Here is a 16,512-nt window from a genome sequence, read left to right as displayed (position 1 = left end):
TGCTGCCGACCGTTGTTCACCGGCAAGGGCGCGGGCCGGCGGCGGGGGACGTCCTGGACCGGTCACCCGGAGCAGGCCGCCAGGACCCTGGTGTGGGCCCGCGTCGGCCGGCGGCGCGGCGACGCGAGCAGCCCGACCGGGCGGGCGGGCGGGCGCCGCTGTGACGCGGATCATCCCGTGACGCGGGCCACCCCGCGGTGTACCGCCCCGCAGCATGCTGCCGCGTGGCATGCTGCCGCGCAGCCTTCCGGGGCCGTCGGAAGGCTGCGCGGATCAGTCCTGCTTCTTCTTCCCCGCCGCGTCCGCGGCCGGCCGCCCGGCGTTCTCGGATTCCGCCGCCCCGGACCCGGGCTCGGCGAAGTCCACCCGGTTCATGTGCCGGTTCATCGACTTCATCAGACCCCAGACCGCCAGAGCCATCACCGCGAACACGATGAAGCCGAGGACACCGGGGGTGACCTTGTCCTCGTCGAACTCGGCGAGGGTGACCAGGTGGCTCATTGCCAGGTGTGCGCTTGCGCTCATGTCAGGCATTGTCGCGGATGCCCGCGAAGAGGTCGTCCTCGGGGAGGGAGGTATCCACGAGGGACTTCGCCAGCTCGTACTCCTCGGTGGGCCAGACCTCCTTCTGGATCTCCATCGGGATCCGGAACCAGCCCCCGTCGGGGTCGATCTGGGTGGCGTGCGCGATCAGGGCCTTGTCACGGATCTCGAAGAAGTCCGCACACGGAACGTGCGTGGTGAGCGTGCGCTCCTTGTGCCCGGACTCCGCCCAGCGCTTGAGCCAGTCCCCGTAGGGCGACTCCAGGCCGCGGTCCAGCAGCGCCTGGTGCAGCGTCTCGGTGCGGGGGCGGTTGAAACCCTGGTTGTAATAGAGCTTCAGCGGCTGGAAGGCCGGGCCGAACTCGTCCTCCGGGTACATCCCGGTGTCCGCCGCGCCCTCGAACGCCACCATCGTGATCTTGTGGGTCATGATGTGGTCGGGGTGCGGGTAGCCGCCGTTCTCGTCGTAGGTGGTGATCACCTGAGGGCGGAACGCGCGGATCTTCCGCACCAGCTCCCCGGCCGCCTTGCCCACGTCCTCCAGGGCGAAGCAGCCCTCAGGCAACGGGGGCAGCGGGTCGCCCTCGGGCAGACCGGAGTCGACGAAGCCGAGCCATTCCTGCTTCACCCCGAGGATCTCCCGGGCCTCGTCCATCTCCTTCCTGCGCACCTCGTGGATGTTCTCCTCGATGTACGGATCACCCTGCAGTTTGGGGTTGAGGATGGAGCCGCGCTCCCCGCCCGTGCAGGTCACGACCAGCACGTCCACCCCTTCGGACACGTACTTCGCCATGGTGGCCGCGCCCTTGCTCGACTCGTCGTCGGGGTGGGCGTGCACAGCCATCAGTCGCAACTGGTCAGTCAAGACTCATTCCTCAAGTCGGTAGGCGCCCCGCGCACCCGGCACGCGCTTCCGCCGGCGTCCGTCCCGTGGGACGTCGCGGTGGGGTGGCGGGCGGGCGGTGGACGGAAGGCTTCTATAGTGACCGAAGCCGGGGATGAATAATTCCGGGAGCCCCGTTCCGGGCCTCCCCGGGGGCACGCGCCCCGTTCCTGCCGAGGAGACGATCATGAGTACGGTGAGCACGCGACCGCCCGAGGGCCGTTACGGCCGCTCTTCGGACGAACGCGCGGACCGCACTCTCAAGATCGTCGGTGCGGTCCTGGCCGTGGTCATGCTCGCCCTGTTCGGCTGGTTCGGCTACCACTACGTCGTCAAGAACGAGATCAGCGGCGAGCTGATCGGTTTCGACACCTCGAAGACCGCGGTGAAGGTGCGCCTGGAGGTCCACAAGGACGCCGGGGTCGAGGGCTACTGCACGGTGCGGTCCCAGGCCGCGGACGGCGCCGAGGTGGGCCGCGCCGACTTCCGCTTCGGCGGCGAGGACACCCGCGTCGACAAGGTCGTCACGCTCCGCACGACCTCTCCGGGCGCCTCGGCCGAACTCATCGGGTGCCACGCCGACTGAGCCCGAACCGACCGGTCCCGCGGGAATCACACCCCCGCCGACCTGCGGAAACATAACTCTGGTGGCTTATGTCCTCCCCCTTTCCTCGCCGAATTGTTAGGCTCGTGGTTTCGCCCATCCGTGGAGGAACATCCTTCAGGGAGGGCGTTGCTTTGTATTCCCACGTACCTACGAGGAGCACCAGTGACCCAGACCAGCGAGAACGTCACCTGGCTGACCCAGGAGGCGTACAACAAGCTCAAGGTCGAGCTTGAGTACCTTACTGGTCCCGCGCGCACGGAGATCTCCGCGAAGATCGCCGCCGCACGCGAGGAGGGCGACCTGCGGGAGAACGGCGGGTACCACGCGGCCAAGGAGGAGCAGGGCAAGCAGGAGCTCCGCGTGCGGCAGCTCACCCAGCTCCTCGAGAACGCCAAGGTCGGTGAGGCGCTGGCGGCCGACGGAACGGTGGGGCCCGGCATGGTCGTCACGATCGCCTTCGACGGCGACGAGGACGACACACTGACCTTCCTCCTCGCCTCGCGCGAATACGCGAGTTCGGCCATCGAGACGTACTCGCCGCAGTCCCCCCTGGGGACCGGAGTGAACGGCCACAAGGTCGGCGAAGAAGCGGAATACGAGCTGCCGAACGGCAAGAAGGCCTCGGTGAAGATCCTCAAGGCCGAGCCGTACAAGGGCTGACTCCAGCCTGCTCCCCTGCGATTCCGCAGCCGCGATTCAGTCACGGCCGAGCCCCTGGCAGCCTCCCCGAGGGAGGCTGCCAGGGGCTTCGTCACACCGTCGCCGAACGGTACTTGCGTACGGCGAGCGTCCTGAAGACGAGGATGATCAGGACCGACCAGATCAGCGAGGCCCACACCGGGTGCTGCATGGGCCAGGCGTCCGAGGTGGAGACTCCGGGGTTGCCGAAGAGCTCCCTGCAGGCCTGGACGGTGGCGCTGAACGGGTTCCACTCCGCGATGTGCCGCAGCCAGGGGGTCATCTGGTCGGTGTCCACGAACGCGTTCGACACGAAGGTCACCGGGAAGAGCCACACCAGACCGCCGGAGGTGGCCGCCTCCGGGGTGCGGACCGACAGGCCGATGACCGCACCGATCCAGGTGAACGCGTATCCGGTGAGCAGCAGCAGCCCGAAGGCGGCGAGCACCTCGCCGGCGCTGGTGTGGGTGCGCCAGCCGACCAGCAGGGCGACCACGGCGAGCACCAGCAGGGTGAGCGCCGTCTGCACCAGGTCGGCGAGGGTGCGGCCGGTGAGCACCGCGCCGCGGGCCATGGGCAGGGAGCGGAAGCGGTCGATGAGGCCCTTGTGCATGTCCTCGGCGATGCCCGCACCGGCTCCGGCGGTGGCGAAGGTGACGGTCTGGGCGAAGATGCCGGCCATCAGGAACTCGCGGTAGACCTGCGGGCTCGTGGTGCCCCCGATGTTCATGGACCCGCCGAACACGTAGGAGAACAGCACCACGAACATGATCGGCTGGACGATCCCGAAGATGACCACTTCGGGGATCCGGGCCATCCGGATCAGGTTGCGCTTGGCGACGATCAGGGAGTCCCTGATCGACTGGCCGATGGGGTTGCCGGGTGCCGCGATCCGGACGGCGTCGGTGACGGCGCTCACGTGGCGGCCTCCTTCCTGTGGGGGCGTCCCTGTCCTGTGCCGCTCTGTCCGGCGCCGGGCTGCTCGCCGTCCTCCCCCTCGGCCTCCGCGGCATGACCGGTGAGGGAGAGGAAGACGTCGTCGAGGGTCGGGCGGCGCAGACCGATGTCGTCGATCTCGATGCCGCGGACGTCGAGTTCGCGGATGATCTCGGCCAGGAGCTTCGCGCCGCCGGAGACCGGCGTGGTGATCTTGCGCATGTGCTCCTCGACCTTGGTGCCGCCCTGGTCCGGGCCGCGCAGGCTGAACCTGTCCAGGAGGGCGGAGGCGGCCTGGATGTGCTCCCGCTCGTGCACCACGACCTCGACGCGCTCTCCGCCGGTGCGGGCCTTGAGCTGGTCGGAGGTGCCCTGGGCGATGACCCGGCCGTGGTCGACCACCGCGATGTCGTGCGCGAGGTGGTCGGCCTCCTCCAGGTACTGGGTGGTCAGCAGCAGCGTCGTACCGCCGGAGACGAGTTGCTTGATCACGTCCCACAACTGTTGGCGGTTGCGCGGGTCGAGGCCGGTGGTCGGCTCGTCCATGAACATCACGGGCGGTGAGACGACGAGGGCCGCCGCGAGGTCGAGCCGTCGGCGCATGCCGCCGGAGTAGGTCTTCGCGGTGCGGTCGGCGGCGTCCGCGAGGTGGAACTGCTCCAGCAGTTCGTCCGCGCGCGCCTTCGCCGCCTTGGCCCTCATCTGGTAGAGCTGCCCGACCATCTGCAGGTTCTCGCGGCCGGTCAGGTACTCGTCGACCGCCGCGAACTGGCCGGACAGGCCGATGGAGCGGCGCACGGCGTCAGGCTGCTTGAGCACGTCGATACCGGCGACCACCGCCTTTCCGCTGTCGGGCCGCAGCAGGGTGGTCAGACAGCGGACGGAGGTGGTCTTGCCCGCGCCGTTCGGCCCGAGCAGGCCCAGGACGGTGCCCTCGGGAACATCGAGGTCGACGCCGTCCAGTGCCTTTACGTCGCCGAAGGTCTTCACCAGGCCTTCGGCGTAGATGGCGCCTGGCATATGAGTCTCCACGTCATCGGGGATTCTTCTGGAAAATCCAGGAATGTGTGCCGTGTCTCGCCCTGTCGCGCTCGAGCGCCCCCTGGCGCACGGGGGAGATACGCGACACACACCATAACGCGATGTATCGCGTCCCTCAATGCGTTGAACACGAACGGGTGACGAAGGGGGACCGCGGGGTCAGTCGATGATCGTGTAGCCCGCGTCGTGCAGGATCCGGTTGACCTCGGCGCGGTGCTCCGGGCCCTTCGTCTCGAGGTGCACTTCGACCTCCACCTCCGTGAGCCCGAGCCGGGGGTCGGTCCGTACATGGCTCACGTCGAGGACATTAGCGTCGGCCACTGACAATGCCCCGAGAAGCGCCGCGAGGGCGCCCGGCCGGTCCGTCAGACGCAGCCGTACGGCCAGGTAGCGGCCCTGCGCCGCCATCCCGTGCCGCAGCACCCGCTCCATCAGCACCGGGTCGACGTTGCCGCCGGACAGCACCGCGACGACCGGCCCCTCGAAGGAGTCGGGGCGGCTCAGCAGCGCCGCGACCGGGCTCGCCCCGGCCGGCTCCACGACCAGCTTGGCCCGCTCCAGGCACAGCAGCAGCGCGGCCGACAGCTCGCCCTCGGTGACGGTGCGGACCTCGTCCACCAGCTCGCCGACGATCCCGAAGGGCACGTCGCCGGGCCGCCCCACCTTGATGCCGTCGGCCATCGTCGCCGGGTCGCGCACCGACACCGGGTACCCGGCCGCCAGCGAGGGCGGATACGCGGCCGCCCCCTCCGCCTGCACCCCGATGATCCGCACGTCCGGCCGCAGCGCCTTCACCGCGACCGCGATCCCGGCGATCAGCCCGCCGCCGCCGACACCGACGACGACCGTGCGCACCTCCGGGCACTGCTCCAGGATCTCCAGGCCCACGGTGCCCTGCCCCGCGACGATGTCGGGGTGGTCGAAGGGATGGATGAGCACGGCGCCCGTCCCGGCCGCGTACTCCTCCGCGGCGACCAGCGCCTCGTCGACCACCTGACCGTGCAGGCGCACCTCGGCGCCGTACTCCCGGGTGGCACTGATCTTCGGCAGCGGGGCGCCCTTCGGCATGAACACCGTCGAGCCCACCCCGAGCAGCGAGGAGGCGAGCGCGACGCCCTGCGCGTGGTTTCCGGCGCTCGCGGCGACGACACCGGCGGCGCGCTGCTCCGGCAGCAGCCCGGCGATCCGGACGTACGCGCCGCGCAGCTTGAACGAACCCGTGCGCTGGAGGTTCTCGCACTTCAGGTGCACCGGGGTGCCCACCGTGCGGGACAGGTGCCTGCTGCTCTCCAGCGCGGTCACCCGCGCGACACCCTGGAGCATCTTCCGGGCACCGCGCACATCGTCGAGGGTGACGGTGCGCAAGGAGTCAGCCGTTCCGTGGCCCATGACTCCAGCATCGCAGTTCACGGCCGGGGGCGTGCGCGGTGACCGGCGGGCGGACCCGGCTTTGCGCAGCGCCGGTACGAGCCGCCTCCCAGCCGCGTACCCTGTCCCCCAATTAGCAGCCCTTCACGAAGTGAGCCTCCGGCCATGCCCACAACACCTGACATGTCGATGGACGCGACGACCGTCGGTGACACCGGCCTCCTCGACACGCTGCAGCACGAGGTGGCGCTGTTCGCCCGCCGCGCCGAACAGACCCGGCTCGGCGGCGTCGGCCAGGTGCGCAACTTCATGGACCGCGCCGCCTATCTGCTGCTCAACCGCCTCGACAACGAAGGCCCGATGGGGGTCAAGGCGCTCGCCGCGAGCATGGGCATCGATTCGTCGACGGTCACCCGTCAGGTGGCCCCGCTGGTCGACACCGGTCTGGTGAAACGCACCTCGCACCCCGAGGACGGCCGGGCGGTGGTGCTCCAGCTGTCTCCGCGCGGGCACTCACGCCTGGAGGAAGTCCGTTCCTCACGGCGTCAGTTGATGGCCGAACTGACACAGGACTGGGAGCAGGAGGAGCGCGAGGCGTTCTGCGCGCTCCTCACGCGCTTCAACGGCGCCCTGTCCGCGCGGATGTCGGCACCGGACGTACCGGGGCAGGAGGAGGAGACCGCCTCCTGAGCCGAGCCGTGTACGCCGCCTCTTGAACCGGGCCGTGCACGGCCCGCCGGGGCGGAGCCGCCGTCGGGTACGGCTCCACCCCGTATATACGGGCTTCGACGGCCCCCCGGGGGGGCTGTCCTTAACGGGCGAGCGCCTGCTGGAGGTCCTCGAGCAGGTCGTCGATGTTCTCGATGCCGACGGAGAGGCGGACCAGGTCGGCGGGGACCTCGAGGGCGGAGCCCACGACGGACGCGTGCGTCATGCGTCCGGGGTGCTCGATCAGCGACTCGACGCCGCCCAGGGACTCGCCGAGCGTGAAGACCTTGGCCCGGTTGCAGACCTCGACGGCCGCTTCCTCGCCGCCCTCCACGCGGAAGGAGATCATGCCGCCGAAGGACCGCATCTGCTTGGCGGCGACCTCGTGGCCGGGGTGTTCGGGCAGCCCCGGGTAGAGGACGCTCGTCACGCGCGCGTGACGGCTGAGCATGTCGGCGACCTTGGTGGCGTTCTCGCTGTGCCGGTCCATGCGCACGGAGAGCGTCTTGGCGCCGCGCAGCACCAGCCAGGAGTCGAACGGCCCGGCGACCGCGCCCATCGCGTTCTGGTGGTAGGCCAGTTCCTCGCCGAGCTCCGCGTCGCCCGTGACCAGGGCACCGCCGACGACGTCCGAGTGGCCGCCCATGTACTTGGTCAGGGAGTGCACGACGACGTCCGCGCCGAGCGCGAGCGGCTGCTGGAGGTACGGGGTGGCGAAGGTGTTGTCGACGACGAGGCGGGCGCCCGCGTCCCGGGCGATCTGGGCGACGGCGGCGATGTCGGTGATGCCGAGCAGCGGGTTGGAGGGGGTCTCCACCCACACCGCCTTGGTCTTCGGGGTGAGGGCGGCCCGCACGGCGGCCGGGTCGCTGGTGTCGGCCACCGACCACTCCACGCCCCAGCGGGCGACGACCTTGGCGAACAGGCGGAACGTGCCGCCGTACGCGTCGTTCGGGATCACCACGTGGTCGCCGGGGGCAAGCAGCGTACGCAGCAGGCAGTCCTCGGCCGCCAGCCCGGACGCGAACGCGAGGCCGCGGCGGCCGCCCTCCAGGGCCGCGAGGTTCTCCTCCAGCGCGGTCCTGGTCGGGTTGGCGCTGCGGCTGTACTCGTAGCCGCCGCGGAGGCCTCCGACGCCGTCCTGCTTGTACGTGGACACCTGGTAGATCGGCGGCACGACCGCGCCGGTGAGGGGGTCGGCCGTGTTGCCCGCGTGAATCGCGAGCGTCTCGAAGTGCTGGCTGATGTGCGTGTCGCTCATGTGCACCGAGGGTAGTCCGCCCACGCTCCCGATGACGGCAGCCGAGTCGTCCACGGGCCCGGCACCACGTTGGCCAAGTACGGACGCGATCTGGTTCGCTGGAGACATGGAGATTCTCTTGGTCCTGCTCGGGGTGGTCATGATCGGCTTCGTGGTGCTGCCGTTCCTGAGGCGCGGGCGCGGCGGGATCACGCAGGTACCGGCCGGCCATCCCGACGCGGCGGACCCGGCCGGCTACGGCTTCGCCCTCGAGGAGGAGCTGGACGTCCGCATGCCCGGCCCCGACCAGGACCTGGTGGACGTCCTGGATCTGGTGCAGCGCACCCAGGACTACCGCGGGGCACAGCAGCTGCTGGCCGGCACCGACGCGACGAGCGAGCTGCGCTGGCAGCGGGTGCAGGCCTTCGCGGGCGCCGCCTCGCTGGAGCTCGCCGCGCGGCCCGGCGCGGCCGGTGCGTCGCCGGGCGGGCAGTGGCTGCGGGTGTGGCGGGCGGAGGCGCCCAAGGACGCGGGGGGCGCGGCGGTGCACGCCGAGTTCCTGGTGCAGCAGGCATGGCGTACGGCGACGCCCGGGACGGATGAGTTCCGGATCATCATGGAGGAGGCGAAGGCGGCGTGCGGCGAGGCGGCGCTGCTGGCCCCCGGTGACCCCGTCCCGTACATCGTGGAGCTCTCGGTGGCCCGCGGGCTGGCCTACGAGCGGAAGGACTTCGAGCAGGTCTGGCTGAAGATCCTGGACCGCGCGCCGGCCCACATGGGTGCGCATCTGGCCGCCCTGCACTACTGGTGCGAGAAGTGGCACGGCTCGCGGGAGCTGGCGTACTCCTTCGCGGAGGCCGCGGCGGCGCGGGCACCGCAGGGGTCTCTGCTGGCCGCGATGCCGCTGTTCGCGGTGTTCGAGCATCTGCCGGAGGTCAACCTGGTCAGTGGTTTCTACCAGAGCCAGGTGGTGACGAGGGCGGTCCACGGCGCGCTGCACGCGGTGCACGCGACCCGTCCCGACGACCCGATGGCCGCCCACGTCCGGCATCTACTGGTCTTCTTCCTGGTCCGCGGTGAGCGCTGGGCGGAGGCCATGACCCAGCTGACGCACATCGACGGCCACGTCGGCGCGCTCCCCTGGACCCTGTCCCCCGACCCCGCCGCGGAGTTCGCGGTCTACCGGGCGCTGGCGGTCGCGGGCTACGAGGCCAACGGCGGCAGCCCGGCGACGCTGCCGCACTGAGGGGCGGCACGCGCGGGGGCCCGCCGGAAGCCATGGCTTCCGGCGGGCCCCCGCCCCTGCTCAGCAGTGGGCCGGCCGGCTCACTTGCCGTAGTAGGCGTTGTGGATCGAGATCGTCGACGTGTTGCCCTTCTTGTCGGTGATCTTGGCGCGGAAGGAGATCGCCTTCTTCTTCGCGGGGTTCTTGACGGTGATCTTGCCCTTCGTGACGGTGGTCTTCTTCCAGGTCTTCCCGGCGTCGTAGGAGACCCACACCGTCAGCGACTTGAGGTTCTTGCCCTTGGCCGCGCCCTCGACGGTGACCGGGAAGGTGACCTTCTTGCCCGCCGTGACCTTGCTGTCCAGCCCGGTGACCGCCTGGAAGCGGGCCGAGGAGGCGGGCAGCTGCTTCATGCCGGAGACCTTCTTGGAGCGGAAGGTCCAGCTCGCGTCGATGCGGGTGGACGCGGCGGCGACCTTGGAACTGCGCTTGACCGAGGTCGTCAGCCGGTAGGAGGCGTCGGCGGAGGGCACCTTGAACGCCTCCTCGCCGAACAGCGGGTCGTCGTGGGAGCCGACCTTGGTGCCGTTGCGGTACAGGCTGGTGGTGACCGAGGTGAACTTCGAGGAGCCGGGGTTGCCCTTGCCGTCGGCGAACAGCGGGAGGAACCCGTAGATGTCGTTGCCCTCGCGGAAAAGGCCGTAGTCCGAGGTGAGTCGCGGCCCGAAGACGGCCGTGTTCACGGTCTTGGAGTACTTCTTGCCGGCCTTGAAGGTGAAGGCGCCACCGAAGGTGTAGCCGGAGTCGATGATCGGCCAGCCTTCGGCGTCGACGCCGCTCTGCTGCTCGAAGTCGAGGCCCCACTTCACCCCGCCCGTGGTGGACAGGTACAGGGTGCGGGTGCCGGGCAGGGTCTGCGGGATGCCGACCGAGGAGGCGGAGTAGCTGTCCGGCAGCCAGCCGATGGCGCTGAGCGCGCCCTTCTTGCCGCTCGCCGCGGCGCCCAGGCCGACCTGCACCGTGGCCAGTTCGGACGCCTTGTAGGCGCGGGTGTAGCCGGTGGCGAGCTTCTTGACCTTGCCGCCGGCGACGGTGTCGTACTGCGCCTTGGTGCCCTTGCTCCAGTGGGCGTCCCACTGCTGGCTCAGCGAGCCGTCGGTGATCTGCGGGCCGAGGTGGGCGGAACGGAAGTTGTCGTACGACTCCAGCCACCAGCCGAAGCCGTAGAGGCCGTTCTTCGTCTCCACGGTGTAGTCGGCCGAGGCGAGCTCCGGCTTGGCCGCCTTGTCCGGCACGGTGATCTTCACCGGCTTGGCCTTACGGGCGTCCAGCGTGACCGTGGTCTTCTTGGTGACGCTCAGCTTCGGCTGGGAGAGCCAGTCGGCGCCGTCGAACTTCTGCGGGTCGGAGCCGGCGAACACCGCGGCGTCCAGGACGTAGTCGCCCTTGGGTACGCGGACGGTGACGGTGCCGTCGGGGTCGTAGGGCATGTACCACTCGTCGGTGGCCGCGCCGGAGGTGCCGTTCAGGCCGGCCATGTAGTCGGCGGTCGCCTTGCCGTTGCGGCCGAGGACCTTGAGCGTCACGTCGTAGGACTCGGCCTCCCGCTCCACGCCCGCGGCCGTGCGGACGCTCTGGCCGCCGCCGGTCGCGACCACGTACGCCGAGTACGCGCCGTCGGTGGTGCCGCCGAGCTTGGTGTTGACGGTGAAGTCGACGGAGGCCGTGCCGCCCGCGGGGACCGTCACCGTAGTGGCGCCCAGGGTGAAGAAGCCGGCCGGGGCCGCCTTGCCCTTGGGGTTGGTGGCGGTGGACGTCAGCTTCAGGGTGACGTCCTTGGTACCGAGGTTGCGGTAGGTCAGCGGCTTGGTGACCGGCTTGTCGTCGGTGTGCGGCCACTGCTGGACGCCGAAGCTCACCGAGACCGGGTCGGCGATCACCGTCTGCTGGATGGCCTTGTCGACCTGGACCCGCCCGGAGCCCTGCTCGAACGGCGTGTACGCGCCGCCCTTGGTGGAGCCGGTGAGCGCGCCCTTCAGCTCCGTGTAGGTCCAGTCGGGGTGCTGCTGCTTCAGGAGCGCGGCCGCGCCCGCGACATGGGGGGTCGCCATCGACGTGCCCGAGATGGACATGTAGCCGGCCGGCTTCTCGCCGACCTCCTTGGCGATCTCGTTGCCCTTCGCCGAGGCGGCCGTGATGTCGACGCCGGGCGCGGTGACGTCCGGCTTGACGGCGCCGTCGCCGGTGCGGGGGCCGGTGGAGGAGAAGTCGGCGAGCTTGTCCTTGTCGTCGACGGCGCCCACGGTGAGGGCGGCATCGGCGCTGCCGGGCGAACCGATCGACTTGGGGCCGGAGTTGCCCGCGGCGATGGCGAACAGGATGCCCTTGTCCGTGGAGAGCTTGTTGACCGCCGCTTCCAGCGGGTCGATCTCCGCCGTGTCTCCGCCGCCCAGGCTCATGTTGACGACGTCGGCGCCCTGCGCGGCCGCCCACTCCATGCCGGCGAGGATGCCGGAGTCGTCACCGAAGCCGGAGTCGTCGAGGACCTTGCCGTTGAGGATCTTGGCACCGGGGGCGACACCCTTGTACTTACCGCCTCCCTTGGCGCCGGTACCGGCCGCGATGGAGGCGACGTGGGTGCCGTGGCCGACCTTGTCGCCGGTGTTCGGCGCGGTGGTGAAGTTCTTGGACGCGGTCACCTGGCCCTTCAGGTCCGGGTGGGTCGCGTCGACACCGGTGTCCAGGACGGCGATCTTCACGCCCTTGCCGTCGTAGCCGGCGGCCCACGCCTTGGGGGTGCCGATCTGCGCGACGGACTTGTCCAGGGCGGCCTTGCGGACGCCGTCGAGCCAGACGTGGGCGATGCCGGACGCGGTCCGGTCGCCGTCGGTGACCGCCTTCCACAGGTCGGGCGTGTCCTCGTGCGGGGTCTGCACGGCGTCCGCGTTCAGGGTGCCGAGGGTCCGGCGGAGCGTGCCCGCGTCGCGGACGTCGGACTTCGCGGCGGCGGCGCGGCCCTGGTACCCGACGATGACCTTCAGACCGCGCTGCTGGGAGCGTCGGGTGGAGTCCTTGCCGAGTTCGGTGATGTCGAAGAGCCGCCGGTCGAGCCGGCCGCTCGCGATCAGCCGGGCGGCGTCCGCCGGCAGTACGTGGGTGTGGCCGCCGGACCTGCGGATCTGGACGGGTATGTGCTCCCGGCCCTTGGCCCGCTCCAGGCCGACGACGCGGCCCTTGGCGTCCACGGCGACCCGGTCGCCGGTGATGAGGGTGATGCGGTGCTTGGCCTTCAGCGAGGACGACGTCTGTGCGGCGGTACCTGCTGCGGTGTCCGCGGCCGTCCGTTCCCCGTTCGCCGACGCCGGGCCGGTCATGCCCGCCACGAGCGCCACGGCGGCTGCCGTGGCGACCATGGCCGCGCCCGTCGCGCGCGCTCTCTTCACTTGTCTGCGCAAGGTTCCCCCTAGCTGATGTGCCGGGCTGATTCCCCATCACCCGGCCGGGGGTGGTCTCGTACGCATGTGCGCACCCCCCGGGTGATGCAGTATGCCGAGCCGTGTTCAAGCGCCTCAAGGGGCTGCTGGGGAGAACCCCAAGTCGACGGGAATCTGTGACACCACCGCCGGGCTTCCGTTACGGGATCGACGAATTGGGGGCGCGCGGACGGGCGCGTGGGATCCGCGTCCGGCTGCCGGGGCCCGAACCCCGAGCCCCGCCTCCCGGGACCTGCGCACCACTCTCGATGTCAGTGGTCGGGGATAGCTTCGATCGTGTTGCGCCGAGGTGGCGTGGACATCTGCTTTCGCATGCAGGGGAGATGGTGCGTTGTCCGTCTGGGAGAAGTCGAGCACGGCGCGGGTGGTGCCGCCCGCGAGGCCGCGGAAGCTGTCCAAGGTGCCGTTCGTCGAGCTGGCGGACGGCCGGCTGCAGGGGGTGGTCTCCAGCGGGTCGGACATCGGGCGCGTGTACGTGTCGTCCGTCGCCGCCGGGACCTACGCGTTCGCGTGCAGCACCAACAACAACCGCCCCTGCGGCGGCGCGCGCGGGTGGTTCTGCAACCACATCCGGGCGCTGGTCGACGAGGCCGTGCTGCAGTACGGCGCCGAGCGCGTGGCCCGGTACCTGAAGGCCGAGGTGGCGGACGGCGAGCTCGACGCGGACTCCGTCACCACCGCCATGACGCGCACACGGCCCGCGCAGGGCGACACCTCGGCCGCGGCGCCCGTGTTCAGCCGGTTCCTGCGGCACCTGGCGTACCTGGAGCTCGCGCCGAGCACCGCGCCGCTGCCCGAGATGCAGTGGTTCCCGACGACGAGGGCGGTGGCCTGATGCGTGCCGATCTGCTGTTCGACCCCGTCGACGGTCTCGACGAGGCCCTCGCGGCCGTGGACGCCTTCGACGCGGCGCTCGTCGCCGGTCTGCTCCGGCCGCAGCCCGACCAGGCCGCCGGTGTGGTGGAACTGGCCGACGCCGTCGCCGGAACCCCGCTCGCCGCGCGCGTCGCCGAGGCGGCCGACAAGACGGTGGCCGGGGCCGCGGGCGAGGACCACTTCGTCGCGCTCGCCGCCGCCCGAGCCGCCCTGCTCGGCTCGGTGCACGACGCGCTGACCGCCCGCGTGACGGAGGCCGTCGGCCGGCCCGTCGCCGAGGAGGCCGCCCCGGGCGGGGCCGGTGGCGCGGACCACGCCGCGAACCTCCTCGCCGCCGCCCGCAGTTGGCTGAGCGACCTCGCGCGCGCCGGCTGGCAGGGCATCGACCACGAGCTGGTCGGCGGCGCCGCGCCCGTCGTCACGGCGATGCTGCCCGACCCGGCGCTGCGCCGGCAGGCCACGCTGCTGGACGGGTTCGCCGCCGAACTCGCCGCGTCCTGCCCGGGGGCCACCCTGGAGCGGATCCCGGTACGCCGGTGGGCGGACCTGTGGTCGCGCGCTCTGCTCCTGACGCTGCCGGGTGCGACCGGCGCCCCCGCGGCGGACACGGCCACCGGTCGTCTGCTGCCGCTCGGGATCGACGTGCAGGAGCACGCGACCGCCGTACAGGCCCAGGTCCACGCGGTGTTCGAGCCCGCCGACGGCGGCGCGTCCCGGCTGGTACGGGCCGCCGCGTCCGTCCCGAAGCCCGACACCGTCGTCGGGGCGGGCCTGTGGCAGCTGCTGCGCCCCCACCTGTCCCTGCTGACCGCGGTGAGCGAGGGCCGCGCGATGGACCTCGACGCGATGCCCGTCACCGCCGAGGGCGACCTGGGCTGGGACGACGCGCACGCCCGCATGGGCGAGCCGGCCGACTCCCTCGCCACCGCGCGCGTGGCCCTGCCCACCGCCGCCGCGGCGGCGACCGCGCCGCTGGACCGGCACCCGGCCCGGATCTCCGTCCCCGTCCTGCTGGAGGGGTACGAGGCGGAGCAGGACGACGACGGGGTCGCGTTCCGGATCGCCGGGCACCGCCTGGCCGTCGACACCGACCGGATACCGGCCGCCGGACCGCTCACCGCCGAGGCCGTCGCCGTGTCCGGCGCGTGCATCGCGCTGCTCCGGTGGGACGCCGGGGAGTTCCACGTCCAGCCGCTGGCCGTGGAGAAGACCGTGCGGAAGAAGGCCGTCGCGGTGCACGCCGGGGCGTGGGCCGGAGGCACCACCGACAAGGCCGGCGTCCGCGCGGAGAAGGCCGCCACCGGCGCCGTCGACGCGCTCCGCGAACGAGCCGGAAGGCTGTTGCGGAAATGACCGACCCCACCATCGCGCCGGCCACCGTGCCCGGTCCGGCGCAGCCCTCCGCGTCCGCGGAGTCGGCCGCACCCGCCGCGCCCGCTGTACCCGACCCGAACGACAACCGGCGCCAGGTGCTCTACTGGCGGCTGCTGGCCCGGCTGTTCGACCCCGAGGAGCAGGCCTCGCTGGAGTCGGCGAGCCTGGCCGTGGTCGAGGACATCGGGCTGCCGTCCGCGCTGCTCGACCCGGGCGCCTCCGTCGACTCCGTGGTGCAGCGGCATCCGGAGCTGGCCGCCGAGTTCGACGGGCTGATGGCCCCCGAGCCGGAGGAGGACGACGCCCGCGACCGGGCCGCCGAGGTGCGGCGCGCGGCCCTCGTCTCCAAGGTCCTGCTGAACGTCTTCTCCACCGGCTCCGGCGCCGTCACCGCCGAGCAGCTGGCCCGCTGGCAGGCCGACGCGGGCTGGCTGGAGCGGGCGCTCGGCTGCCGGCCCGGCGACCTGCGGGGCGGACGCGCCGGCGCGGGCGGCCAGGGGGTCAGCCCCACCGGTACCGGCGGTGGCGGGCGCACACCCGACCTCAGCCGGCTGATCCCCGCCATCGGCCCGGAACTCGGCTCCCTCGAGGCGGGTCTGGTCAAGCGGATGCGGCTGCGCGAGGTGCTGGCCGACCCGCGGCTGGCTTCGCAGCTGACCCCGAGCATGTCCCTGATCGAGCAGCTGCTGCGGGACAAGAACAACCTCTCGGGTGTGGCCCTGGCGAACGCCAAGTCGCTGATCCGCCGTTACGTGGACGAGGTCTCCGCGGTCCTGCGCACCCAGGTGGAGAAGGCCACGGTCGGCGACATCGACCGGTCCGTCCCGCCGAAGCGGGTCTTCCGCAACCTCGACATCGACCGCACCATCTGGAAGAACCTCACCAACTGGAGTCCGGAGGAGGAGCGGCTCTACGTCGACCGCCTCTACTACCGGCACACCAGCCGCAGGACGACGCCGCAGCGGCTGATCGTCGTCGTGGACCAGTCGGGCTCCATGGTCGACTCGATGGTCAACTGCACCATCCTGGCCTCCATTTTCGCCGGGCTGCCGAAGGTGGACGTCCACCTGATCGCCTACGACACCCAGGCGCTGGACCTCACGCCCTGGGCGCATGACCCGTTCGAGACCCTGCTGCGCACCAAGCTCGGCGGCGGCACGGACGGCACCGTGGCCATGGCGCTCGCCCAGCCGAAGATCGCCGAGCCGCGCAACACCGTCGTGGTGTGGATCTCCGACTTCTACGAATGGCGTACCGACGAGCTGTTCGAGAGCATGTCCGCCATCCACCGCTCGGGCGCGAAGTTCATCCCGGTCGGTTCGGTGACCAGCGCCGGGCGCGGCAGCGTCAACCCGTGGTTCCGGGAGCGCTTCAAGGACCTCGGCACGCCGGTGGTCTCCGGTCACATCAAGAAGCTCGTGCACGAGCTCAAGACGTTCCTCACCTGATCCGTCCGGTCCCTCTCACCCGGATCTCACCCGGATCTCACCCGGACTTCTCTCCACTTCTCCCAGACGCTCCCGACTTCTCTTTCTCGAG

The 16,512-nt window shown here is 71.1% G+C and carries 14 protein-coding genes; 7 read left to right on the top strand and 7 right to left on the bottom strand.

Annotated features, from left to right (window positions below; all coding sequences use genetic code 11):
* Positions 1 to 273: 273 nt before the first annotated feature.
* The gene (locus tag OHB56_RS26815) at positions 274 to 534 is read right to left on the bottom strand and encodes a hypothetical protein (RefSeq protein ID WP_326754465.1); all 261 of its coding nucleotides are present in this window, start codon (positions 532 to 534) and stop codon (positions 274 to 276) included.
* Positions 527 to 1,408: a mycothiol conjugate amidase Mca gene (gene mca, locus OHB56_RS26810; RefSeq protein WP_326754464.1), complete on the bottom strand. Its 882-nt coding sequence runs from the start codon at positions 1,406 to 1,408 to the stop codon at positions 527 to 529. The genes OHB56_RS26815 and mca overlap by 8 nt, the downstream gene beginning before the upstream one ends.
* Before the next feature lie 205 nt (positions 1,409 to 1,613).
* Here mca and OHB56_RS26805 point away from each other — a divergent pair, with 205 nt between their 5' ends.
* Together OHB56_RS26805 and greA are read left to right on the top strand one after the other, a co-directional pair.
* A complete protein-coding gene (locus tag OHB56_RS26805) occupies positions 1,614 to 2,012 on the top strand; it encodes a DUF4307 domain-containing protein (protein WP_326754463.1) in 399 nt (132 codons plus the stop codon).
* Positions 2,013 to 2,195: 183 nt separating this feature from the next.
* Positions 2,196 to 2,693: a transcription elongation factor GreA gene (gene greA, locus OHB56_RS26800; RefSeq protein ID WP_326754462.1), complete on the top strand. Its 498-nt coding sequence runs from the start codon at positions 2,196 to 2,198 to the stop codon at positions 2,691 to 2,693.
* A gap of 91 nt (positions 2,694 to 2,784) precedes the next feature.
* Here the strand turns inward: greA and OHB56_RS26795 are convergent, their stop codons facing one another.
* The 3 genes from OHB56_RS26795 to ilvA all read right to left on the bottom strand — a co-directional run bounded on the left by OHB56_RS26795 (position 2,785) and on the right by ilvA (position 6,077).
* The gene (locus tag OHB56_RS26795) at positions 2,785 to 3,630 is read right to left on the bottom strand and encodes an ABC transporter permease (protein WP_055595144.1); all 846 of its coding nucleotides are present in this window, start codon (positions 3,628 to 3,630) and stop codon (positions 2,785 to 2,787) included.
* Positions 3,627 to 4,667, bottom strand: coding sequence for an ATP-binding cassette domain-containing protein (locus OHB56_RS26790; protein WP_406356064.1), 1,041 nt, complete (start codon positions 4,665 to 4,667; stop codon positions 3,627 to 3,629). Before OHB56_RS26790 ends, OHB56_RS26795 begins: the two co-directional genes overlap by 4 nt.
* A 180-nt stretch (positions 4,668 to 4,847) precedes the next feature.
* Complete coding sequence (gene ilvA / locus OHB56_RS26785) at positions 4,848 to 6,077, bottom strand: threonine ammonia-lyase (protein ID WP_406356062.1); 1,230 nt, start codon at positions 6,075 to 6,077, stop codon at positions 4,848 to 4,850.
* Between the two features lie 162 nt (positions 6,078 to 6,239).
* Between ilvA and OHB56_RS26780 the strand changes: the two genes are divergently transcribed.
* Positions 6,240 to 6,746 (top strand): MarR family winged helix-turn-helix transcriptional regulator, encoded by a 507-nt coding sequence (locus OHB56_RS26780; RefSeq protein WP_079034972.1) that lies wholly within the window; start codon positions 6,240 to 6,242, stop codon positions 6,744 to 6,746.
* 121 nt (positions 6,747 to 6,867) lie between these two features.
* Here the strand turns inward: OHB56_RS26780 and OHB56_RS26775 are convergent, their stop codons facing one another.
* Positions 6,868 to 8,025 carry a cystathionine gamma-synthase gene (locus OHB56_RS26775; protein ID WP_055595141.1) on the bottom strand — a complete coding sequence of 386 codons (1,158 nt, stop codon included), beginning with the start codon at positions 8,023 to 8,025 and terminating at the stop codon, positions 6,868 to 6,870.
* Positions 8,026 to 8,131: 106 nt separating this feature from the next.
* On the opposite strand from OHB56_RS26775, the gene OHB56_RS26770 reads away from it, so the two are divergent.
* The gene (locus OHB56_RS26770) at positions 8,132 to 9,250 is read left to right on the top strand and encodes a hypothetical protein (protein ID WP_406356060.1); all 1,119 of its coding nucleotides are present in this window, start codon (positions 8,132 to 8,134) and stop codon (positions 9,248 to 9,250) included.
* A gap of 80 nt (positions 9,251 to 9,330) precedes the next feature.
* Here the strand turns inward: OHB56_RS26770 and OHB56_RS26765 are convergent, their stop codons facing one another.
* Positions 9,331 to 12,642, bottom strand: coding sequence for a S8 family peptidase (locus OHB56_RS26765; RefSeq protein WP_406359222.1), 3,312 nt, complete (start codon positions 12,640 to 12,642; stop codon positions 9,331 to 9,333).
* A gap of 412 nt (positions 12,643 to 13,054) precedes the next feature.
* Here OHB56_RS26765 and OHB56_RS26760 point away from each other — a divergent pair, with 412 nt between their 5' ends.
* The 3 genes from OHB56_RS26760 to OHB56_RS26750 are packed head-to-tail and all read left to right on the top strand — an operon-like array spanning position 13,055 to position 16,421.
* The gene (locus OHB56_RS26760) at positions 13,055 to 13,558 is read left to right on the top strand and encodes a hypothetical protein (protein WP_381204424.1); all 504 of its coding nucleotides are present in this window, start codon (positions 13,055 to 13,057) and stop codon (positions 13,556 to 13,558) included.
* Complete coding sequence (locus OHB56_RS26755) at positions 13,528 to 14,952, top strand: hypothetical protein (RefSeq protein ID WP_406356058.1); 1,425 nt, start codon at positions 13,528 to 13,530, stop codon at positions 14,950 to 14,952. Before OHB56_RS26760 ends, OHB56_RS26755 begins: the two co-directional genes overlap by 31 nt.
* On the top strand, positions 14,949 to 16,421 hold the full coding sequence (locus OHB56_RS26750; RefSeq protein WP_406356056.1) for a vWA domain-containing protein: 1,473 nt from the start codon (positions 14,949 to 14,951) through the stop codon (positions 16,419 to 16,421). Before OHB56_RS26755 ends, OHB56_RS26750 begins: the two co-directional genes overlap by 4 nt.
* Positions 16,422 to 16,512: the final 91 nt, after the last annotated feature.

This window comes from Streptomyces sp. NBC_01635 (assembly GCF_045209715.1).
GTDB lineage: Bacteria > Actinomycetota > Actinomycetes > Streptomycetales > Streptomycetaceae > Streptomyces > Streptomyces hirsutus.
Note: the sequence above shows the minus strand (reverse complement) of the source record. Positions and strands in the feature narration are given on the sequence as shown.

Coding starts and splice junctions, on each gene's coding strand:
- OHB56_RS26805 (WP_326754463.1), top strand. CDS start 1,614: ATGAGTACGGTGAGCACGCGACCGCCCGAGGGCCGTTACGGCCGCTCT.
- OHB56_RS26765 (WP_406359222.1), bottom strand. CDS start 12,642: ATGGTCGCCACGGCAGCCGCCGTGGCGCTCGTGGCGGGCATGACCGGC.
- OHB56_RS26780 (WP_079034972.1), top strand. CDS start 6,240: ATGTCGATGGACGCGACGACCGTCGGTGACACCGGCCTCCTCGACACG.
- ilvA (WP_406356062.1), bottom strand. CDS start 6,077: ATGGGCCACGGAACGGCTGACTCCTTGCGCACCGTCACCCTCGACGAT.
- OHB56_RS26775 (WP_055595141.1), bottom strand. CDS start 8,025: ATGAGCGACACGCACATCAGCCAGCACTTCGAGACGCTCGCGATTCAC.
- OHB56_RS26790 (WP_406356064.1), bottom strand. CDS start 4,667: ATGCCAGGCGCCATCTACGCCGAAGGCCTGGTGAAGACCTTCGGCGAC.
- OHB56_RS26770 (WP_406356060.1), top strand. CDS start 8,132: ATGGAGATTCTCTTGGTCCTGCTCGGGGTGGTCATGATCGGCTTCGTG.
- OHB56_RS26750 (WP_406356056.1), top strand. CDS start 14,949: ATGACCGACCCCACCATCGCGCCGGCCACCGTGCCCGGTCCGGCGCAG.
- OHB56_RS26815 (WP_326754465.1), bottom strand. CDS start 534: ATGCCTGACATGAGCGCAAGCGCACACCTGGCAATGAGCCACCTGGTC.